The following is a 20,670-nucleotide window of genomic DNA, read 5'->3' as shown; positions in this document are numbered from 1 at the left end:
AGAAATAACAAACTTAGCTTTATGATTGAAATACTATTTTTCATAAAAGAAATTTCTGTTTTATTGTGCAATGGGTGTTTTATACCTGTAATCGATTTGCTTTAGGATGTTGCCATCTTTATCTCTCACAATTTTCAATCTTCCAAACATATCATACTCATAAAACGTCGTTTTACCAGTAGCATCGGTTTCACTCGTTACACCCACCAGTGGCTTAACTGTGTAGGTATTGACCAGGGCTGCAGGCAGATTTGTACGTATCTTCTGTAACTCATCCCTTAGCTGCTGATCGCTGCCCGGAGATTGAAGCACACTTTGATTTACATAGGAAATTGCCGTAGTGTAGTCAGCGCCTAATATTTTTGCAACTGGGTATTGATTATTGTAACCCCAAACAAATACTTCGTGTACGTCATTGGATTTGGAACGCTCAAGTATTCTTCCCCTCGGATCATATCGATAGAACGTATCCCCTTTTTCCACACCGTAATTGGCAATTTGTAAATAATTGGCAGACGGCAATATCAATCCATTTGAAAACAGCTGGTATTGATTCCTGGTGGCATGAGTCTGGATATTTGCAAGAAATGATTTCTGCTCTAATAAGGGGGACAAGATATGCTTGGCTATAAGCGACTGACGAACGGTTTCATCATTTCCCGTATAACTTAAATCTGAAGCATAGTAATTGTCGACTCTTATTGCCTCACCTGTACTGGCTATTGATGCTGTTGAAGTGAGCAATGCATGATCCTTATTCCCGTAGGTGAACGCCTGGATATTTTCATTATAACTTTGACCATCATTAGAATAGGATAATATTCGTGTAGAATCAATATATATCCATTTCGGGAAATAGGAATAAGCCTGCAAATCGTATCCATCAAAATCTTCAAACACAATGGGTGTATGTGAACAAACCTGCGCGTGGCGTTCATTAACCACAAAGGCCCGGATCTCACGATTCACGCGCGTATCTTCTTTATAATGATTAGTTTGCCGCATCACAGAATACATTATACCGCTTTCATATCTGAATTGATGTGTGGTCAGTTCCTGGCCATTCTGCAGGGCATGACTGGTGTAAGGCGCAGATGAAATATTATTACCCATTACGTTGTTACCGGGATCATCGGCCACCAGCGTATAAGTATGCGATGTGCCTCCACCCTGGTTATTATCGCCTGATGATTCCACTACATAGCTATAAGAAACAGGAGATTGTGCATAGGTATATATATTATTAATAGAGTTGGAATAAATGCTGTAATAAAAGCAGCTCGCGAAAGAACAACCAGGAACAGTAGTACATGGTTGCTTTACTTCAAGGTATTGTTCATAAGAAGGTTCAAAAATCTCTCCTCCTGAGGAAATAGCTGCATTATCCACACTTACATAAGAATACTTCTTTATATTTATATTCCCCGCTACAGGATCTTTGGTAATCAATCTTTCAACTCGCATTCCCCCTACATTACGGTTGCCTTGCTGATAAGCTCTCTGCCCCGGCATATATGAAAAATCTACAAATCCCGAAACAGGAAGACCAGCTGTAACCACCACCACTCTATAGGTTTCTCCCTGAACAAAATTCAATATTTTAGTTACATCTTCTCCTGGTTTTAATGTAATAGCATAAATACTGTATTCATTCGTACTATCGGTTACATTCATTACTCTTATCATTGTTAGATGATGCGTATCATCATATTCATAACCAGCATCCGGATTAAAGGAGCAATAGCCTTCAAACTTCACTTCCTGTCCTAGCTGAACCGGCATATTCGGAGATGTATATGTCACCTGACTAAATCGCCCTTTTCCCAATCCGCCTATGCTATAAGATACCGGTGTTGGTAATACTTCATACGTCTTATACACCTTATTACCGCCGTATTCAATGCTATCCTCACCACCTGTCGGATAGATTATTTTTGACAACATACCATTCTTTGCAAATTCAGGAAAAACATCCCTGTTTGCAGTAGCGCCGGGAAGTTTTGTTTGTATAGAAACCTGTGCAGGTTTTGGCATTAAAGACGTATTATTCTGTCCGTTAAAATAGCCGTAATGGTCCTGCGCATAACAAAGACGCGGCGGGATATTATTCAGGTTATAATAATTAAACTGATATTCTTTAGCACCACTCGCATTTTCTCCGCGTTCTGTTAACCGGCTTAAGAATGGTCTGAAACGATAACTGGAATCAATGTTATTATATACATTCAGAAATTGAGTGTTATATGAATAGGTATAGTTTAATTCAAATGTTTTCAGCGCAATAGAAGCTCCGGGTGCAAACAATTCTACTTTGGAAAGCAGTTTATCTCCCACATCCTTGCGGTCTGTATAGGTAAATTTAATTTTAGCCCCCCCCGTACTGGTAATCTCCTTTAAAACAGCCATATTACAAGTAGTAGAACCTACACAGGTCGTATTAGGTATAGCGCCACAGGTAACACAGCTTGGAACATCATCGGATTTGGCAAACATGGTCTGGCTGATACCTGTATTGTAAGTCATTCCTACCCTTGAATAAGCCAGGTACAAGGTATCATTGTTAGGATGAATTATCTTTGAAAGATACCAGGCAGTGACAGCTCCACTTGCAAAACTCTTCCCACATCCATTCCCCCACACAAGCTTATGTGACTGATCCCTTGCCGAATCACCACCAAAGTAATATTGAACACCCTCCGGATCAGTTATTTTCCAGTTTAGTGCACTTCCGGAGTTAAGATCTTTCTCTATTTTCAGCGCAGAATAATTTAACAGTACAATATTATTTGCACTATCTAATATGAATTTTCCCGAATACTTATTGAGATTAAAATTGAACACATCCGGTTCGGCATCAAAATTTGCATGATTTAGATCCGCAGAAAGACCTTGTAAAAAGGTCAACATTCCCTGATCTCTGGCAGGATAAGTGGCAGGCGGTGCTAACCGGGTTACATTTTCATCTACTCCACCATATACCGTACGTGTTATTACACCTCCGGCTTCCAGATTCCAGGACGTGCCCGCCCTCGATGCAATCTCGTCAGTTTTCACTCCGTTACTACTATAGGTGAGAGAAACAGGTAGCTGAATGTTGAATGAACTGTAAGTGAAAATGGGTATCTCAAAGTTCGCCGTACCAGAGTTTAAACCTACATTAATCCCACCATATTTCCCTAATGAACTCGCATTAGGAGAAGGGGGCAGCACCTCTACTAGTTTATTAAAATCGCCAATATTCGTAGAGGTATTTTGCGCTGATGCTTTTTCAGCATTAAACACAATACAGAAGAATAAAATTAAGGTAAGGATTCGTGTCATAATGATATTTTTTGAAAGGAATGCTATTGTTTCAACTGATCACTGAGACCTGCATAATCCCTCTCAGCTAACCTTGGTATTAACTGTTGCACGTGGGGCTAACATGCTTACGCCCACAGTTCCAGTGGCTGGAAAAACATTGGTCTGTGCTTTTGCTACCGGTAAGACATAGAAAAGGGATAACATGAAAAAATTTGATTTCATCCGTTGAAATTTAAGGCTAAGTTTTATTGATTTGTTAAAGCATATAGCTAAGATGTTACTTGAAATTATCTTTTGGTAATTAGCTTTGATTTCACCGGCATCACAATCTGCTTTAGCTTAGGGTAACCTCCTTACCCCGCCTCTGGATCACCTGTAAGGTTATTCGATTCGATTTATACTTAACCTGCACTATATATTTTCGCAGGCAAATAGAACACGTAGCTGGCAAGACTGTTCCGGATTAAAAGCTGACCAGCAAAAACAACATAAGGTCTGATCAGTGCTACAATGAAGTAATTGGCACTATATAACATGTGAATGGGTTTAATATTGTCCTTAAAAATTGATATAGGTATAAAGAGCCGATAATCTGAAAAGCACAATAGGTGTAGGATCAGGCTCAAGCCAACAACAAACCACAAGTGCGTAATTCAGTATTGCAAAAGATTTCAGCAGAATAACTTGATAATTATGGATTAATACATGGCAATTTTATTAGGTAAAGAATTTGATATTGCCAAGATACATCATACCTGCGTAACCTATCTGCGTAGGATCAAAAATTCAGAATATCTTCTGACGCAATTCGTCTACCTAAGGGACAATTATTGGCCAAAGAAGTAGAGTGAGAATAACCTGCTTAGTCTGCTTTAATTGACTTGATCCGTTACCAAATAGGTTTGAGAAAGTAGTATAAGGTGGGGGTTTATTACAGGGGGGTATATAATGAAAATAGCCACCGTCTTGTAAACAGTAGCTATCACATTTATAAAGTAAGATACGAAGCGGGCGAAGAGGGATTCGAACTTTCAACCTATTAGCATCTCCTGCAGCCCTTTTTATACTTAAAAACCCAATTGCCATTAACCAGCCTTTTTAGACTTATAAATGAAAATTATAATTTCATCCTTAGCGGAATTCATTCACGATACGATTCTCCGTTCTTCGCGAACGTTTTGTATCTCCGTCGCACAGAAAATAAATATTGAGCAAGGGAAATTGTTACATTTCAAATAAAAATTTTTATGGCAAGATGTTACAATCCCGCTTTTACACCATGGGCAGGTAAAAGGGGCTCAATCAGAAAACAGATCGTTTACAGGATCCGGGGAGGTCTGCTTTTTGTAAGCAAGTATCCGGATATGAGTAAAGTGAAGCCCACCGAGTTACAGTTGCAGTACAGAGAGCGGTTTGCGGCGGCTGTCAGGTATGCTCAGGATATTAACAATGATCCGGTTAAGAAGGCGGCATACCCGGTACCCAAAGGGAAAACCGTTTATCAGACTGCTCTTAAAGAGTATCTAGAGGCTCATTAAAAGCAACAAAAGAGCAATATCCTACGCTTATCCTTCGCTTAAAAGCGAAGGATAAGCGTAGGATATTGCTCTTTTAATCCTGTTTACATCCTCTTTACAGAGTATTCTGTCCTGTAAATGGTACTACAAAGATTATTTCCTGTATTACCCCTCTTTTTGTATATTTTCGTAGTAATTTGTTAGACCTGAATAATATTCCTTATACACAATAACACTTCTTATGAACACAAAAGAATCATTCATCACACATGGAGAAAACCTTCTTAAGAAAGTAAAAGAGCTGATAGCAGAAGGTAATGTCAGGAAAATCACTATTACGGATAAAGCCGGAAAAGAGATCATGTCTTTTCCTTTAACTTTTGGTGTGGTAGGTGCATTAGTAGCGCCCATCTTTGCAGCGATAGGTGCAGCAGCGGCTTTACTTGGAGAATGTACAATTACTGTAGAAAGAGATGAGGACGAGCCTAAAAAAGAAGCATAAATTATCAGATTTGGCCGTGAATACCCGGCCAAATCTTTAATGATAACAATCCTGTAGTTTCCGGGAGAATAAGTAGTTACGCAGCTGTCCTTCCCAACGAAATCCTGTTCCCAAAGGATCATATTCCTCTAACAGCGTTGTCAATGCTCCTGTTGTATCTTCTCTGTCCCAGTTACGCTGTAATTCGTTGATATAAGACCAGGTGGTGAGTTGCTTGGCACCGGCTTCCACCATACATTCTATTGCTTTCTGATGTTCTTCCAGAGAGGCGCCACCCGAAGCATCTGTAATAATATATACTTCGTAACCTGCTTCCAGGGCTTTTAATACTGATAATTGCAGGCAGACTTCTGTCCATAATCCAGCCATCACTACTTTCTTCTTTCCACTCCTTCTTACCCATTCCACCACATAGGGATCTTCCATGGCATTCATAGTATTTCTGTCGAGCGGGACCTGTTCGGGGAACAGCTGTGCGATGTCCCCGATAAGGTCCTGTTGTTCGGCAAAAGCAGTAGTCAGTAATGCAGGGGAACCGAATATCCTGCTGGCTTTAGAAAGAGCAATCACATGGCTAATCACTGCAGCAGTAGTATGGGAACGTATGGTAAGCAACTGTAAATATTGGTAATCTATAAGTAACAGGGAATGATTTCCAGGGCTTAATGCCATATGGTATATGTTTATAATGATAGATTAAACGCTTCAAAGTCAAAATTATAAAAACGTTTCAGAACCACTGTTGCATTAATCAAGGGATTATTTGCATATATCAACTGATATTGGTAAATGGCATGTTCTGTTTTCTATAACACAGAATTGCACTTTTATCACTTTCGTTTAATTATCTGGCAGAGTTCTTCTAACGTTGCAGTATGAAAGCACTGATCCTATTCATACTTATTCCGTTTTTACAGGTACATGCCCAGTGCTGTACTGATAGTATATACCCTGCATTACATGCTATTGTTCAGAATGATTATAAAGATGAAGTACGTGCGGCGGCGTTATGGGCTATCAGTCAGACTGATCCTGCTGAAGCCATGATGTTGGCGCAGGCATGTGAGAAAGATTGTAAAAGCAATTTGTCAGATGTGATATTTGGCATTTATACCACCAGTGGCGGAGATCCGCAATGGCCTTATGTATATAAGGTTTTCACCACTGCCAAAGAACCCTTTTATTTAAGTGAGAAGTTGGGTGATATGGTGGGACATCTGAGGAATCCTGTGTATGCGCAACAAGGTATTGAGGCGCTTAAAAAACTGGGAATAACCTGCAAGGAATATCAGGATAAGGTAAGTGCAATTTTATTACTTATTAAAAGTAACAGGTTGTTATTGCATGATGATATTTCTGCGGAAGCTGCCGAGAAGGCGATTACTGCTCTTTAAATTGCACTAAGTCCCATAGGGTTCCGTAAAGGTCTTCAAATACAGCTACGATACCATATGGTTCTTCTTTTGGCGGCCGGACAAAATTTATTCCTACCTCCAGCATACGGTAATAATCCCTGTTAAAATCGTCCGTAGACAGGAAGAGGAAAACCCTGCCGCCAGTCTGGTTACCTATCCTGCTGGCCTGTTCTTCATTGGCCGCTTTTGCGAGCAGCAGACTACATTCGTTAGATCCTTCAGGAGCTACCAGTACCCATCGTTTGGTTTCACTTTGTTTTGTATCTTCCAGTAATCTGAAGCGTAGCTTTTGGGTATAAAAGGCGATGGCTTCATCATAGTCTTTTACTACCAGGGCAATATGGGCTATTCTCTGTTTCATATTAATACCGGATTAATCCTATACAATCGGTAAATTGTACCATTCAACAATATACATCAGTTATATATTTGTGCAAATAATTTTTATGGAACAAAAATTACCGTTACCGCCTTTCACGCTTGAAACTGCTATCAAGAAAGTTCAGCTGGCTGAAGATGCCTGGAATAGCCAGGACCCTGAGCGTGTTTCTCTGGCTTATACTATCGATACCGAATGGCGTAACAGGTCGGAGTTTGTGAATGGGCGGAAAGAAGTGGTTAAATTTTTAACCGGTAAATGGCAGAAGGAACTGAGTTATAAATTAAAGAAAGAGCTGTGGGCATTTATGGATAACCGTATTGCGGTGAGATTTGAGTATGAATATCATAATAAGGAAGGGCAATGGTTCCGCGCTTATGGCAATGAAAACTGGGAGTTTGATGAAAATGGGCTGATGCGGAAAAGGTATGCGAGTATTAATGATCTGGCGATTAAAGAAGAAGACCGCCGTTTATAATATTGAAAAAGCCCCTGTTGTTGCAGGGGCTTTTGTTTTTATAGTTTCTTTTCCTGCGGAATAAAATCCTTCATCACCGCATCTCTGATTAACACGGGTGGGAGTAAACCCTGAGAGAGGATAAAGTCGTGGAAATGCAATGCGTTGAATTTCTTTCCTAATGCCTGTTCTGCATCTTTCCTTAAACCGATCATTTTTGTAAAACCATAGAAGTAGCTGTTTGCCTGTCCGGGTGCCTGGATGCTGTAACGTTCCATTTCCTGCTGGGCCATCGCCTGTGATTGTACCACATCTTCCGTTAATACTTTTATGACGTCTTTCTGTGTGATTTTCCCTGCCTGTAATTCAGGATCGAGGAAGGCACGTGCAGCTCTTAACAACAGGTAATCCAGGGATACCAGTTGTCCTTCCAGCGGCATGTAGGGACGGGTGATGTATTCGGAGTATAAGCCCCATCCTTCTACGTTCGTTGAGTTAAAGGCATATAGCGTACGGGCTTGAGAAACGCCTTCTTCCACCATCTTATCGAACTGCATCTCATGACCCGGACGAGCTTCATGCGCGATGATAGTCCAGGAAGCGGCGTCAAAGGTGAAATCGTCGTATTTGTTCACCAGCTTTTCTCCGGGAGGCGGTGGCATGTTCAATGGCAGTACGAATACACCTCTCTGGCCAGTGTTATTCAGGAATGGTGGTGGTACCATATGTGGGGCCGGAGTACGTGCTGTTTCAGCAGCAGTAGCCAGGCGGATGATAGCGGGACGATCTGGCAAGGTTACCAGCTGATGATCGCGGATGATCGATTCTATATCCTTTAAGTGTTGTTCGTAGAGAGGGATGATAGAGTCGCCGTGGACCTGGTCTTTTTTCAGTTCCTTTATTACTGCACGGTAATCGGTAAAGTTCCAGTTATGTTGTCTGGCTATCTTCTCTGCGATAGGCTTCATCTGGTTTTGTACGTCTGTGAAGGCTTTGTGTGCCATCTGAGCTAACTGTGCGGATGGGATATCTATACCATATTGCTCCAGTTGCAGGGCGTACTCTTCAGGAACGAGCCTGAAATCTGCCCTTGCTTTGACAAGAATGTTTTCTTTTGTCCATTGGTCATAGTCTTCCAGTTGTTTCTTAAGTACGGAGTAAGGCTGTTCCCAGCCTGTTAGCTGGTATTTCCTGCATAAGTCGGCTATTCCATCGATGATGCTGGCGTTCCTCGATAAATCCACTTCCATTTGCTGTTTGGAAGGGTATACCATGTTAGCCCCCTTCTTCACCTGTAATTCTACACGTTCTTTATAAATAGTGGTGAGGGGTTTTAATTTACCATCCAGACCGGCATACTTTCTTATGCGGGCAACTGCTGCCGCCCTTCTTTCTACAGGAGTCTGGTCATCCAGCAATGATTCCAGTCCGCCGTAAACGAATGAAGCGGCATTTAGGAAAGGCACCTGTCTTTGCTGACTGAAATCCTGTTGGCGGAAGCCCAGTTTCAAATGGGTGATGAGAATGTTCAGGTCCTGTTTTACTGCTATATCCTTTTCCGTTAGGGCGAGGGCTGCATATTTCTTTGCCAGGGCTTCTTCGTCTTTTCTTTCTGCCAGTAAATTGGCGAGCGTGGGAACGGTGATGAGTGTATCATAAGCAGCAAGGCCCTGGGAAGAACCATATTCAGGAGAATACTTCTTATCAAGATCGATCAGCTGTTGTGTGTACTGGTTGGATTTCACTATCCATGCTTTGCCGGGTGTCTGTGCGTTGACAGCCAAAGGGAAGAGGCATGAAAGTAGTATGAGTCTTTTGGTCATATTTATAGTGGGTTTAAGCTAATATATCACATGTTTTAATATTTCCATCACATTTTTTTTACCCTTTTATGGGTTAAGGTTATTATTGAAATATGATAAAACAAATAGTTATCCTGTTACTGGTTGCTGTACAACCTGCCTTCTCCCAGGATATAGATCAGTTAATGAAGGCTTATGATTTTAATGGATCTGTGCTGGTAGCACAGCATGGGCAGATATTGCTAAAAAAGGGATATGGGTTTTCTGATGTAAAATCCAATAAGATGAATGATGAAAATACTGTTTACCAGATTGCTTCCATCACCAAAACATTTACATCTGCTCTTATCTTAAAACTGAATGAATTACACCTGTTATCATTGACAGATAAACTTAGTAAATATTATCCTGACTATCCTAAAGGGGATAGTATTACTATTGAAAGTCTATTGACCCATACTTCCGGGGTGTATAATTATACGATGAATGGTGAGTTTATGAGACATGCCGATCAACCGGCTGATGAAGCGGGAATGTTATCATTATTTAAAGACCAACCACTTGATTTTTCTCCAGGTACTGGTTGGAATTATAGTAATTCAGGGTATATGTTGCTGGGGTATATCAGTCAGAAAGTAACACATTTATCTTATCAGGAAGCTGTTAAAAAATATATCTTCCATCCTTTGAAAATGAATAGCAGTGGTTTTGATTTTGCTCATTTAGCAAATAGAGCAACGGGATATAATTCGGATTCTTTTAACGTAGCGTCTATTGTGGATTCTTCCGTATCCTATGCAGCGGGTTCTATTTATTCTACTGTAGTTGATTTGTATAAATGGCATGAAGGGTTTGGTAAAGTAATAAATGAGACCTCATCACATAAGGCGCTTACTCCGTTTAAGAATAACTATGGATATGGGTGGCAGATAGATTCCATCTATGGCCACAAAGAAGTTTCACATAGTGGAGGGATATGGGGTTTCAGAAGCAATTTTGCCAGGGTACCTGCAGATGACATCTGCGTAATTTTACTAAGTAATACAGAGACCATGGCGCTTGATGGTATTACAAAAAAGATCTTTGCTATTCTCTATCATCAACCTTATCAGATACCTGAGAAAATAGCATTCGTTAAGCTAAGTGAAGATGTTCTTCAACGTTATGCCGGTACTTATAAGCTTACTACTCCGCATGAGCTGGTCATCGAAATGAAAATCGAAAACGGGGAGTTGGTGTCATATCCTTCCCGGGGCCCAAGATCTGTGCTGAGGGCTATAGATGAGACTCATTTCTATCTCAGTGAAAACAGGGATTTTAGAATATCATTTATTATTGAAAATGGTAAAGTAACCAGTATTGTAATTGCTAATAATGGTATTACAGGGGTGGCAGCCCGTTTATCTCTCTAAAAGCTTCAATGATACCAGTACCATCTGCATCATAATCTTTATCTTTCCGGTATGAATACCGAAACCCTTCTTTTAAACAGAACAGGTGGTACTTTTGCTGCGTATATTGCCACATCCTGTGCAACATTCCCTGAGCTGTTAGCATTAAAAGACAGTATCCTTCATCCTGATGAACATACTTATTTCAATACACTTTCTGCCCCTAAACGACAGCATAGTTATCTTCATGGGAGATATACCGCCAAACAGGCAGCAGAAGTATTCTGTCCTGAGCCAACCAGGATAAAAATAACAGCAGGTATTTTCCAGCAGCCTGTTTTGGAGATTCCCGGTGTATCCAATGTTCAGCTGAGCCTTTCGCATACGGATAACTGGTGTGGGGTGGTTGTATTCCCCGAGGCACATCCTATGGGAATAGATGTGGAGATGATTACCCCTGAGATCCATGAAACGATTAACGGGATTATTACGGAAGAGGAAAGGCGGTTGTTACCCGGTTTACGGGAAGCAATTGCAAAACCTATGTTACCTGGTGCTGATATGACGCTTTTATGGACGATGAAAGAGGCGTTGTCTAAAACGCTCAGGACAGGATTAATGACTCCTTTGCAGGTATATGAGGTGAATTATATTATTCATATAGATGGGGTGATAGAAGCCCATTTTACCAACTTTGCACAGTATAAAGCATTGTCATGGCTTTCCGGCGATCATGCCTGGTCTGTTGTGTTACCGAAGAACAGTATACCGGAGGCCGCTGTGCTGGCGAGGATAATTTATAATCAGTAAACTTTTCCGGGAAATGAGGATTCAATTTTTAATTGTTTTGCTGGTGGCTTCATCTGCTACCTATGGCCAATCAGAGATTCAAAAACGGGATGACTATACATTAGAATACCTGGAGGCGCATCGCACTCCGGGACAGACCAGAACAATGCTCTTTATTTCGAATACAAATGACTATGTGAACCTCGCGATTCCTGCCGGGTTACTTGTTGCCGGTATTATAGATCATAACCCTGATATGCGTCAGAATGCGCTGTATGTGGCGAGTAGTACAGCTACGACTGCGCTGCTGAATATCCTTATTAAAAAGATTGTGAAGCGGCCCAGGCCTTTTATTACTAATGCGCACCTTACGGCTGTGTATCAGCCCTCCTCCTATTCTTTTCCTTCGGGGCATACGTCTGCAGCAGTTAGTTCTGCTACTGCCTTAATTCGTGCGTATCCTAAGTGGTATGTGATTGTGCCGTCTGTGTTATGGTCTGGTGCGGTCGGTTATTCCCGGATGTATCTGGGTGTGCATAACCCTTCGGATGTGATAGCGGGAGCTGCGCTGGGGGCCGGTACGGCCTTTGGATTAGGGTTTTTGAGACCGTGATTTAGTAACGGGTACGCAACAACGGGAAAGTTATTTTAAAAAGTTTTTTACAAAGATTTGGTAGTGATAAAATATTTCCTATCTTTGCACTCCCAATTACAAAAAGAGGGAATGATTCCGTAGCTCAGTTGGTAGAGCAATACACTTTTAATGTATGGGTCCTGGGTCCGAGTCCCAGCGGGATCACACTAAATAGATAAAACCTGCGATAATCGCGGGTTTTTCTTTTTTTATATGTTCCAGCCTTATCCCTGACGGATTAACTTATTTTTAATAATTCCCATTATCTCAGGTATATGGGAGAAGATGAAAAAATGTGACCCTGTCATTTTTATAAATTCTGTTTCAGATGATTCATTCGCCCATAACAATATATCCTCCTCCGTCATATCTTCTTTATCCCCGGTAATCACTGTCATCGGAATATTTAACTTCATAGATGCCTTATGCTGATAAGTTTCGCTGGCTTTAAAATCTGCCCGCAGAACAGGTTCGAAAAATGCCAGTAATTCTTCATTTTCCAATACCTCCTGCGGGCTGCCATCTAACACTCTCAATTCCTCTATAAATTCATTTTTAGGCAACAAATGCCTTTTTTTCAGGCTTCTCGAAATAGCAGATGGACCAACGGTTCCAGTCAGGAAAAGATGCAGTGGCAGTCTGTGATTGAATACTATCATTTTTTTTGCAAGCAGATAGGCTACCAGTGCGCCCATACTGTGTCCATATATAGCATAATCATTACCATCTGTCCGATATCTGATCTTTTCATAAAGGTCCTCTGCCAGCTGATGCATATCATAAATAAATGCTTCTCCCATTCGCCCACCCCTGCCGGGATATTCAAGCGGTATAATATTGAGAAAAGGCGGTGCATACTTTTCATATTCCCTATAAGAATATTTATTACCGCCAGCGAAAGGAAGGCAAAAAAGATTGATCGTTCTCAATTCATTACTTATTAATGATTCCCGGCCGGGTGATTTATTTAAGCAGTTGGGATAAGAGTGCCTCTTTTACTTCTTCTACGGAAATGCTGCTCATACAGCGTTTATCATAAGGACATTTAGCCGCAAATATCAGATCAAGACAGGGAGAACAACGTAAAGGTTTATAGATATTTATGTTGTTAGGGTGTCCCCAGATATCAGGTTGAGCAGGGCCGAATATTACTACTCCCGGGATATTAAACGCATTGGTGGCATGTGAAAAGGAAGAATTCACACCTACAAAACTTCTGGCATGTTTGATAAGTGCCAATGTATCGCGAAAGGAAATCTTCCCTCTGAGATCAACTGCCTTTTCCACTTTGGCTTCAGCCATTACTCCCAGCTGGATAAACGTATATTCAGGCATAGAGGTAATCAGCTTGTCCCAGTTATCATGCTCCCATTCCTGATTTTTAGACGTCTTTGAAGTAATATGCAGTAATACCGGATTCTTATACTCTGACAGTAGCTGCTTCGCTGTTTCCTCCTCCTGATTTGTAAGGAATATCTGTACTTTATCATCCTTCAGTTCCACTCCGTAAAGACCTGCGATGAGTACTTTTGCATTATCCTTATAAAATACGGTAGGTATCAGGCCACCATAAAAATCCTTATAATATTTACCCCACTTCATTGTAGCCCTTATAAATGATATGGGGTTGCTTATAAAGGAGGTGCTATTTACGTTATCTACGTGTGGATTGTTTTTAAATATCAGCTGTTGTCGTTCATTAAAACAGAACAGCTTAATCTTACTATCAGGAAATGTCTGCTTAATTGCTTTCATTGTGGGGGTTAGCAATAAAACATCTCCCAGTCCGCCTCTGACCACAATTCTGAAAACCTTTCTTTTCATATATAATATTTAATGAATTATTATTCCTCAAGCATCCATTTCATCTGTTCAACAGCAAATTCCCATACACATCTTTCTTTGTTCAGAAACAGCAGCAGGGCTTTATTTCTTTTTTCGTAATGTTTCTGCAGTTCTTCATTGATCCGTTCTTCTATGATTAACAGATTAGTGTTAAATCCTTCTATTTTTGATATAATTTCTGACTCCTTTCTCATATTGATATTGTGTTTAAAAAAGTAGGCCCCAGTAAAAAAAGTAAGCATTAATCACAAGTAATGCAGTCAGCGCCGTCCAGGAAAACGCCGTATTCTTAAAGCCCAATCTTCCTGTAAATCTTACCAAAAGTGCAAATGCCAACAGTACAATCACTAATAGCAAATACAACACAACAAATAAGTAGGAGAACTTAACCGGCAACCCAACTGATAAGACATATGGATTTATCGCAGCAGTGGCATTAATGGCGTAGATAAAACCTATTTCTGCAAGTATGGTCACCAGGATGGCCAATATGATTACCCAATGTATAATGAGCTTTTTCTTCCGGATTAACTGAATGAACAGATACAGTACCAGCACCAGCAGCGATAACGTCAACGGCCAGATCAAAGATAACTTCGGGTTGTTCAGTATGCCGGCTACCCTTGACAGACCACCATTGATGCGGACATGTGTTATAAACCGCATATTATCTGATTGCAGGTTGCTGATGTCCGTAGTTTTCAATGTGCCATTGAAAAATGCATGGATCACTTCCGTTCCTTTTGAAGAATAACCCGGTACATGACCCTGCCCGGGAAAAACCACAGCCACACTTCCAGGTATTAAGGCCTGCAGTTTTTTACCAACGGCAGGTGGTGTTACAGGATCAAATTCGCCGGATACAATCAGGGCGGGGATATTCGTTATCAGTTGAGGTCCGCCGGCGACAGTATCCTTGCCAATACCCCCAAACCATTTTTCACAGATAGAATAATCCCCTTTGTAAAATGGAAGACCACCTGAAGTAAGCTGCTGGTTTTTGGCGGCATCGCCGATGAAAGTGTCAATGGAGTTTAATGGCAGCGTTTCCTTGCATAAGACACAATAGTAAGTGCCATAGTCGAGAGAAAGCCTGTTGCGTAACGCAAAAAACAACGATGTGATCATTTCTTCATTGCGGTGATTAAACTCTTTTATGATCAAGGGTAATACTTCGAAAAACCGCGGATCGTATAAACCCTGCTGCACAGCGATCATAAAATCCTGGGCATTGAGGGTAAACTTGCCAGTACTCACAAGGCTTTGAGGTACTTTGATCGTAATGGGGTTCTTTTCCAGGTCTGACACTGTTTTCTGATAAAGTTCTTTAAGATCACCATACTCACTACTACAGGATTTATCCTGACGGCATTTTTCAAACAATACTTCCAGCGACCTTACATAGTTACTGGTATTGTTATCATAAAGACCTGCGACAGGCAGAACAGGAGAATCGAATACTACTTTAGTCACCTCCTGCGGAAAATCTCTGACATATTCCAAAGCCATTCTTGTTCCGTATGATACGCTGTATACCATCCATTTGTCGTAGCCCAATGCCTGTTTCAACGCATGGAGGTCCGAGGCTACACTATGGCTATTATACATGCTTATATCAATTTTCCTCTTCAGCAGTTCATCACGGCATGCCACCGCAGCTTTTACTCTGTCTGCAATTTCCTTGTCATCATCATCATTTTCCGCCATCACACCCATAAACTCCTTACCAAGTTCGGGGCAAAGCTGTGGGGTTGAAAGTCCTGCACCTCTGACATCCACCAGAATAATATCATGATCATTCAGTATGGGGTTATTGAGCCATTTGCGAATTCCTCTTACGGCATTTCCTCCCGGGCCACCAGCCAGAAAAACTACTCCTTCATGGGACTGCTTATTGTGACTTTTGATAACGGCGACAGCTAATTGAACACTGTTACCATTGTCTATATCCCAGTTTTCTGGAACCGTAAAATATCCCCATTGTACATCCGGGTCCGTAATGTTTAGTCCGGGAAAACCATCAGTTTTTTTGTAAACGGGTTGCCTTTGTTGTGCGGAGGTTTCCAGTACCAACAATGTACAGGCAAACAGGATGGCGAAAATTTTGGAACAATTATTTTTCATATATATGTGTGGGTTATAAATCAGTATTAGAACTCAAATTCAATTTCAACACTATTATGGCGTAATTCTTTTTCTAACTCCAGCTCTATGTCGAGAGCATTGAGTGGGGTTTGTGGCTGGCTGATCATCTGTTGCAGGAGTTTTCTAAAACGCTCTGTGATCAGCATCATCTGTCCTTCCTCAAATAGTCCGGTATCGTACACTGTCTCACAGATTAGCTGCTCTCCATTCTCATAAAAGTTAAACGTGACCGGGATCCTGCTTCCTCCCTGCGTGAATTTATTCCTGGATAATACCAGATCATCCATCACCTTCAATTCCTCCATATTGAAATCAGGATGTTGCCAGGTAACCATTACATCGAAAAGCATGGTATTCTTTTCTCTCCGGGTGTTCATCAATTCTTCAAGCGGTAAATCCTGATAGTCCATACTTTGAATAAGCACCTCCTTTACATGATGGCAAATACTTTCAAAACTATCTTCTATAGTAAGCTGGCTCCTTATCAGTATGGTGTTCACGAACATCCCCAGCAAGTCTTGCAGTTGTGGATGTCCACGTCCGGCAACCGGGATACCGGTACAGAAGTCATATTGTTTAGCAACACGGGCAATCAGTGCATGCACGGCAGCCAGCAACATATTGAATACTGACAGATTCATTTCGGATGCCTTTGCATAGAGTGAATTACTGATGGTTTGTCCCAAACCAGTGTAGATCTTATTTCCACGGAAGGACTGTTCATTGCCTATACGTTTAAATGTTTCTACCGGCACAAAATCCCTCAGTACTTCCTGCCAGTAAGCAATGCATAACCTGGTGGCTGGTTCCCCTAGCCGATTATTGCTCCATACAGCATAGTCACGGTACTGGAATGGCAACGTTGACAAGCTTTCCATGTTTTCGTGCAGGATACCGCGATAAGCTGTGAGTGCTTCTTTTATAAAGATCTCCAGAGACCATCCATCCAGTATCAAATGGTGGGTTATAAATACAAATAACTGCCGGCCATCTGTTATCCTTATCAGGAATCCCTTCAACAACAACTCTGATTCCAGGTCAAAAGGGGTAGTCACTATATCTGCAACAAAGGTGTCCACATCTTCTGAGTGTGCAATTTCAACCTGTTGGATATTGAATAAGGGGTTATCTCCGGTCTGTATTTTTTGCCTGGGAGCACCGGCAACTTCAATAAAGTTTGTCCGCAATATTTCATGTCTGTTAATGATCTGCTGTACAGCCATCTCCATTGCGGTCAGGTTAAAATGTCCGGCAACACTAAAAATAGCATCCATATTATATGCTGCAGAAATAACCGGACGCTGACATGCCAACCATATCATCCGTTGCACTGGTGCCACTTCGTAATGTATGGCTGGTAAGGTGAGCGGAATGACATCTATCGAAGTATTTCCCCGTGCAGATAATAATTCAGCCTGTTTTTCGATTGTCGGATTTTCAAAGATATCTTTCAATCCTACTCCGCTGTCAAAATGTTCATTGATGTAATTTGCCAGTTCCATCGCTTTGATAGAATGCCCTCCCAATCTGAAGAAATTACTGTGTTTATCTTCGATGGTTACACCCAGTGTTCTTTTCCAAAGAGCAGCGAGCAATCGTTCAATTGGTTGTGTCAGAGTATGCAAGATTTCTTCTGCGTGCATGTCTGATATATTCCATGTAGCCAGGCTACGGCGATCCACCTTCTGGTTGGGTGTAAGGGGGAAGGCTGTCAACGGCACGATGAGTTGAGGGATCATATAATCCGGTAGTACTGCTTCCAATGCGGTAATTACCTCTGCCTGTATAAAATCGCGATTACCGGTCCTTACAAATCCAATCAAAAACGCATCCTGGTTATCTCCTTTTCGGGCTACTACCACCGCTTCATCGATATCCGGCAAATCTGTCATTTTCTTCTCTATTTCTTCCAGCTCTATGCGGTACCCCCTCACCTTCACCTGCGTATCGCTACGTCCTCCAAAAATGATTTCTCCCTGCTCATTCCATCTACCAATATCACCAGTAAAATAAATCCGCTGGCTTTCATCGAAGGGGCTGATGATAAACTTCTCACGGGTAAGAGATTCCTGATGGTAATAACCTTTGGCCACTCCCATACCACCAATATAAATATCACCGGTAACGCCGACCGGCAAGGGCTTCAGACAGGCATCCAATATATATATAACTGTATTATTGATAGGCTGACCGATATTGCTGCTATCTTCCGGCTGCAGGACCCTCTTCACTGCCGACCAGATCGTTGTTTCGGTAGGGCCATACATGTTCCATACGGCCGATGCATGTTGCAGTAATTTTTCTGCTAAAACAGTACTTAACAGATCTCCTCCGCAAAGAATGGTAAGCGTGTCACTCCCCTGCCATCCTGCATTAAACAACAACTGATAAAACCCAGGTGTTGCCTGCATTATAGTCGGGTTTATCTGTTTCAGTTTTTCGATAGTCTTATGGGGATCAAATAATGTTTCTCTATCCGCTATATAAGCAGCTGCACCGGTAATCAGTGGCAGGAAAAATTCCAGTATAGATATATCAAAAGATTGGGAGGTAACACTAAAAAGGATGTCATCCTCACACAAACCCGGCCGCGATTGCATGCTAACAAGAAAGTTGGCCAAAGCACGATGACTTACTTCTACTCCTTTAGGATTACCTGTGGACCCGGAGGTGTAGATAATGTATGCGGTGTCTTCCTGTGTCAGCAAAGGAAGTTTTACATCTTCCGTGCTGATCCCTGTCTGATGTATCAATGATCCATAACTCAGTAATTGTATGGAATCAAGCTGCCATTCTATATTATCCTGCTCATAAATAAGTATATCTGTGCGGCTGTTTTCAAGAATATATAACAGTCTTGCAGCAGGGAAAGAGGGATCTAATGGTATATAGGACCTTCCTGATTTCAGAATAGCTAACAGCAATACCACCATCTTTGCCGACCGGTCCATCATTACTGCTACAGGTTTCCTTCCCATTGCCGACAGCACACGGGCGATGTTGTCAGATACTTCCTGCAGTTCTTTATAACTATATCTTATATTTTCATCCCACAAGGCGGTTTTATATGGTACACGATCTACCTGCTCTGCAATCAATGTTGTTACGATATGATTTCCTGCGCCCGTAACAGGAACGGGATTAAACCTGTACAAAATCTCTTCTTCTTCACGGGATGTTAAAAGACATAAATCTTTTAATTTACGACCATCCTCCAGCAATACAGCTTCCAGCAAAGCATGATAGTGGCCGGTCAGGCGTTGCATACTTTGGGGGTCAAAATAATGAAGGTTATAATCGAAGTCTAATCTTACATCCTCCTCCTGACTGAATTCCCGTACATATATCGCAAGCGCAGCACGTTCTGCATTATGTGTTAATGGAATGACACTGGTCCGGGTTCCTGTGAATGCATCTGCGTAATTATGTTTTTCGTAAGATACAGCTACATTGTATAACCTATGTTTTTCCTGTACAACACCAATTCCCTGCAGTAAGCGGCCCATGGGAAAACGTTGATGACGGTAATCCTGTCTCAATTGCTGGCGGATGCGAACAGTCAATTCCTCAAAACTTTCTTCCCAGGACAATGCGATGCGCAAGGGCGATACGCCCATAAACAATCCTACTGTTTTTTTATGCCATGCTTTATCACGATTTAGTACCGGTAGCCCTATTACCAGATCACTGGTATGATAACATCTTCCCAGGTATACAGCCAATACCCCCAACAGCATGTGGAATGTAGAGACTTTATAGCTAGTTGCCAGATTATTCAACCGGTTGTACAGCTCCCTCTTCAATATCAGTTCCTCTCTCCTGCTTACAGCAACAAAAGTGGTATTATCTTTTCGAGGGATAACCGGATCGGGTAAAGTATTAAATTGGGTTTTCCAATAAATGCTATCTTCTTCAAATGTAGTACTGGTATTATAAGTTATCTCATCCGCAACATAGTTCTCATAAAAGAACGGGTATTCTGTCCTGACTTCCCCTGTTGCCATTATTTCGTTGTAATTGCTGATCAGTCTTTGAAACATCAGGGAAGTACCCCAGCCATCAGTGATGATATGGTGATATACCGAAAACAGGTAATGAAAATCGTTCTCTACTTTAATCAAACAGAAACGATGTAACACTTTACATTCATTCAGGTTGAATGGTTTTACAAACTCCTGTTGCATGTATTGTGTGGCGGCTGCATCAGGATCCGGATGGGATGAGAAGTCAAGCCATCCAAGCGGAGCATGCCACTCATCTGCAATCCCGAACTGATGTACCTTACCGGTAGTGATTATGGAGCCTCTGAAGCTATCATGCTGATCTATAAGTGCCACATACGCCTTCTGCAGGGACTGTATATGCAGTGGTCCCCTTATGGCAATCTTTGCACCTATATTATGTACCGGGGTAGCCGGGTATAACAGGCTTTCGTGGTAAATATCCTGTTGTTGTGAGGTTAGGGTTATCAATTTCATAAAAAATACTATT

At 41.4% G+C, this 20,670-nt stretch carries 16 protein-coding genes and 1 tRNA gene; 8 read left to right on the top strand and 9 right to left on the bottom strand.

The features are described from left to right. Nucleotides 1–60: 60 nt before the first annotated feature. Nucleotides 61–3,321, bottom strand: coding sequence for an RHS repeat domain-containing protein (locus BMW86_RS26575; protein ID WP_089785900.1), 3,261 nt, complete (start codon nucleotides 3,319–3,321; stop codon nucleotides 61–63). A 1,229-nt stretch (nucleotides 3,322–4,550) separates the two neighbouring features. Here BMW86_RS26575 and BMW86_RS26570 point away from each other — a divergent pair. Beyond that, on the top strand, nucleotides 4,551–4,841 hold the full coding sequence (locus BMW86_RS26570) for a hypothetical protein (protein ID WP_089785898.1): 291 nt from the start codon (nucleotides 4,551–4,553) through the stop codon (nucleotides 4,839–4,841). Between the two features lie 220 nt (nucleotides 4,842–5,061). Continuing rightward, nucleotides 5,062–5,322 (top strand): DUF4342 domain-containing protein, encoded by a 261-nt coding sequence (locus tag BMW86_RS26565; RefSeq protein ID WP_089785896.1) that lies wholly within the window; start codon nucleotides 5,062–5,064, stop codon nucleotides 5,320–5,322. A 36-nt stretch (nucleotides 5,323–5,358) separates the two neighbouring features. Here the strand turns inward: BMW86_RS26565 and BMW86_RS26560 are convergent, their stop codons facing one another. Next, a complete protein-coding gene (locus BMW86_RS26560) occupies nucleotides 5,359–5,994 on the bottom strand; it encodes an isochorismatase family protein (RefSeq protein ID WP_089785894.1) in 636 nt (211 codons plus the stop codon). 203 nt (nucleotides 5,995–6,197) lie between these two features. Between BMW86_RS26560 and BMW86_RS26555 the strand changes: the two genes are divergently transcribed. Then, on the top strand, nucleotides 6,198–6,716 hold the full coding sequence (locus BMW86_RS26555) for a hypothetical protein (protein ID WP_089785892.1): 519 nt from the start codon (nucleotides 6,198–6,200) through the stop codon (nucleotides 6,714–6,716). Here BMW86_RS26555 and BMW86_RS26550 read toward each other — a convergent pair. Continuing rightward, a complete protein-coding gene (locus BMW86_RS26550) occupies nucleotides 6,703–7,098 on the bottom strand; it encodes a VOC family protein (protein ID WP_089785890.1) in 396 nt (131 codons plus the stop codon). The two genes, BMW86_RS26555 and BMW86_RS26550, sit on opposite strands and share 14 nt — an antisense overlap. A gap of 85 nt (nucleotides 7,099–7,183) precedes the next feature. On the opposite strand from BMW86_RS26550, the gene BMW86_RS26545 reads away from it, so the two are divergent. Then, the gene (locus BMW86_RS26545; protein ID WP_089785888.1) at nucleotides 7,184–7,594 is read left to right on the top strand and encodes a nuclear transport factor 2 family protein; all 411 of its coding nucleotides are present in this window, start codon (nucleotides 7,184–7,186) and stop codon (nucleotides 7,592–7,594) included. Nucleotides 7,595–7,632: 38 nt separating this feature from the next. On the opposite strand, the gene BMW86_RS26540 is transcribed toward BMW86_RS26545, so the two are convergent. Further along, nucleotides 7,633–9,396: a DUF885 domain-containing protein gene (locus BMW86_RS26540; RefSeq protein ID WP_089785886.1), complete on the bottom strand. Its 1,764-nt coding sequence runs from the start codon at nucleotides 9,394–9,396 to the stop codon at nucleotides 7,633–7,635. 92 nt (nucleotides 9,397–9,488) lie between these two features. Here BMW86_RS26540 and BMW86_RS26535 point away from each other — a divergent pair, with 92 nt between their 5' ends. From BMW86_RS26535 to BMW86_RS26520, 4 genes are all read left to right on the top strand, one after another. Next, on the top strand, nucleotides 9,489–10,787 hold the full coding sequence (locus BMW86_RS26535) for a serine hydrolase domain-containing protein (protein WP_089785884.1): 1,299 nt from the start codon (nucleotides 9,489–9,491) through the stop codon (nucleotides 10,785–10,787). A 51-nt stretch (nucleotides 10,788–10,838) separates the two neighbouring features. Beyond that, nucleotides 10,839–11,576: a 4'-phosphopantetheinyl transferase family protein gene (locus BMW86_RS26530; protein ID WP_089785881.1), complete on the top strand. Its 738-nt coding sequence runs from the start codon at nucleotides 10,839–10,841 to the stop codon at nucleotides 11,574–11,576. A gap of 13 nt (nucleotides 11,577–11,589) precedes the next feature. Continuing rightward, nucleotides 11,590–12,168, top strand: coding sequence for a phosphatase PAP2 family protein (locus BMW86_RS26525; RefSeq protein WP_089785879.1), 579 nt, complete (start codon nucleotides 11,590–11,592; stop codon nucleotides 12,166–12,168). Between the two features lie 113 nt (nucleotides 12,169–12,281). Continuing rightward, nucleotides 12,282–12,354, top strand: a tRNA-Lys gene (locus BMW86_RS26520). 59 nt (nucleotides 12,355–12,413) lie between these two features. On the opposite strand, the gene BMW86_RS26515 is transcribed toward BMW86_RS26520, so the two are convergent. The 5 genes from BMW86_RS26515 to BMW86_RS26495 are packed head-to-tail and all read right to left on the bottom strand — an operon-like array spanning nucleotide 12,414 to nucleotide 20,657. Beyond that, nucleotides 12,414–13,118 (bottom strand): thioesterase II family protein, encoded by a 705-nt coding sequence (locus BMW86_RS26515; RefSeq protein ID WP_177189407.1) that lies wholly within the window; start codon nucleotides 13,116–13,118, stop codon nucleotides 12,414–12,416. Between the two features lie 34 nt (nucleotides 13,119–13,152). Beyond that, nucleotides 13,153–14,013, bottom strand: coding sequence for a glycosyltransferase family 9 protein (locus BMW86_RS26510; protein WP_089785875.1), 861 nt, complete (start codon nucleotides 14,011–14,013; stop codon nucleotides 13,153–13,155). A gap of 20 nt (nucleotides 14,014–14,033) precedes the next feature. After that, on the bottom strand, nucleotides 14,034–14,228 hold the full coding sequence (locus tag BMW86_RS26505; RefSeq protein WP_089785873.1) for a hypothetical protein: 195 nt from the start codon (nucleotides 14,226–14,228) through the stop codon (nucleotides 14,034–14,036). A 13-nt stretch (nucleotides 14,229–14,241) separates the two neighbouring features. Then, a complete protein-coding gene (locus BMW86_RS26500) occupies nucleotides 14,242–16,158 on the bottom strand; it encodes an alpha/beta fold hydrolase (protein WP_089785871.1) in 1,917 nt (638 codons plus the stop codon). Nucleotides 16,159–16,184: 26 nt separating this feature from the next. After that, nucleotides 16,185–20,657 (bottom strand): non-ribosomal peptide synthetase, encoded by a 4,473-nt coding sequence (locus BMW86_RS26495; protein WP_089785869.1) that lies wholly within the window; start codon nucleotides 20,655–20,657, stop codon nucleotides 16,185–16,187. Nucleotides 20,658–20,670: the final 13 nt, after the last annotated feature.

The sequence above is a fragment of the Chitinophaga sp. YR573 genome (assembly GCF_900110995.1).
Taxonomy (GTDB): Bacteria; Bacteroidota; Bacteroidia; order Chitinophagales; family Chitinophagaceae; genus Chitinophaga.
The sequence above is the reverse complement of the archived record's forward strand: the minus strand, read 5'-3'. Positions and strand labels throughout refer to the sequence as shown.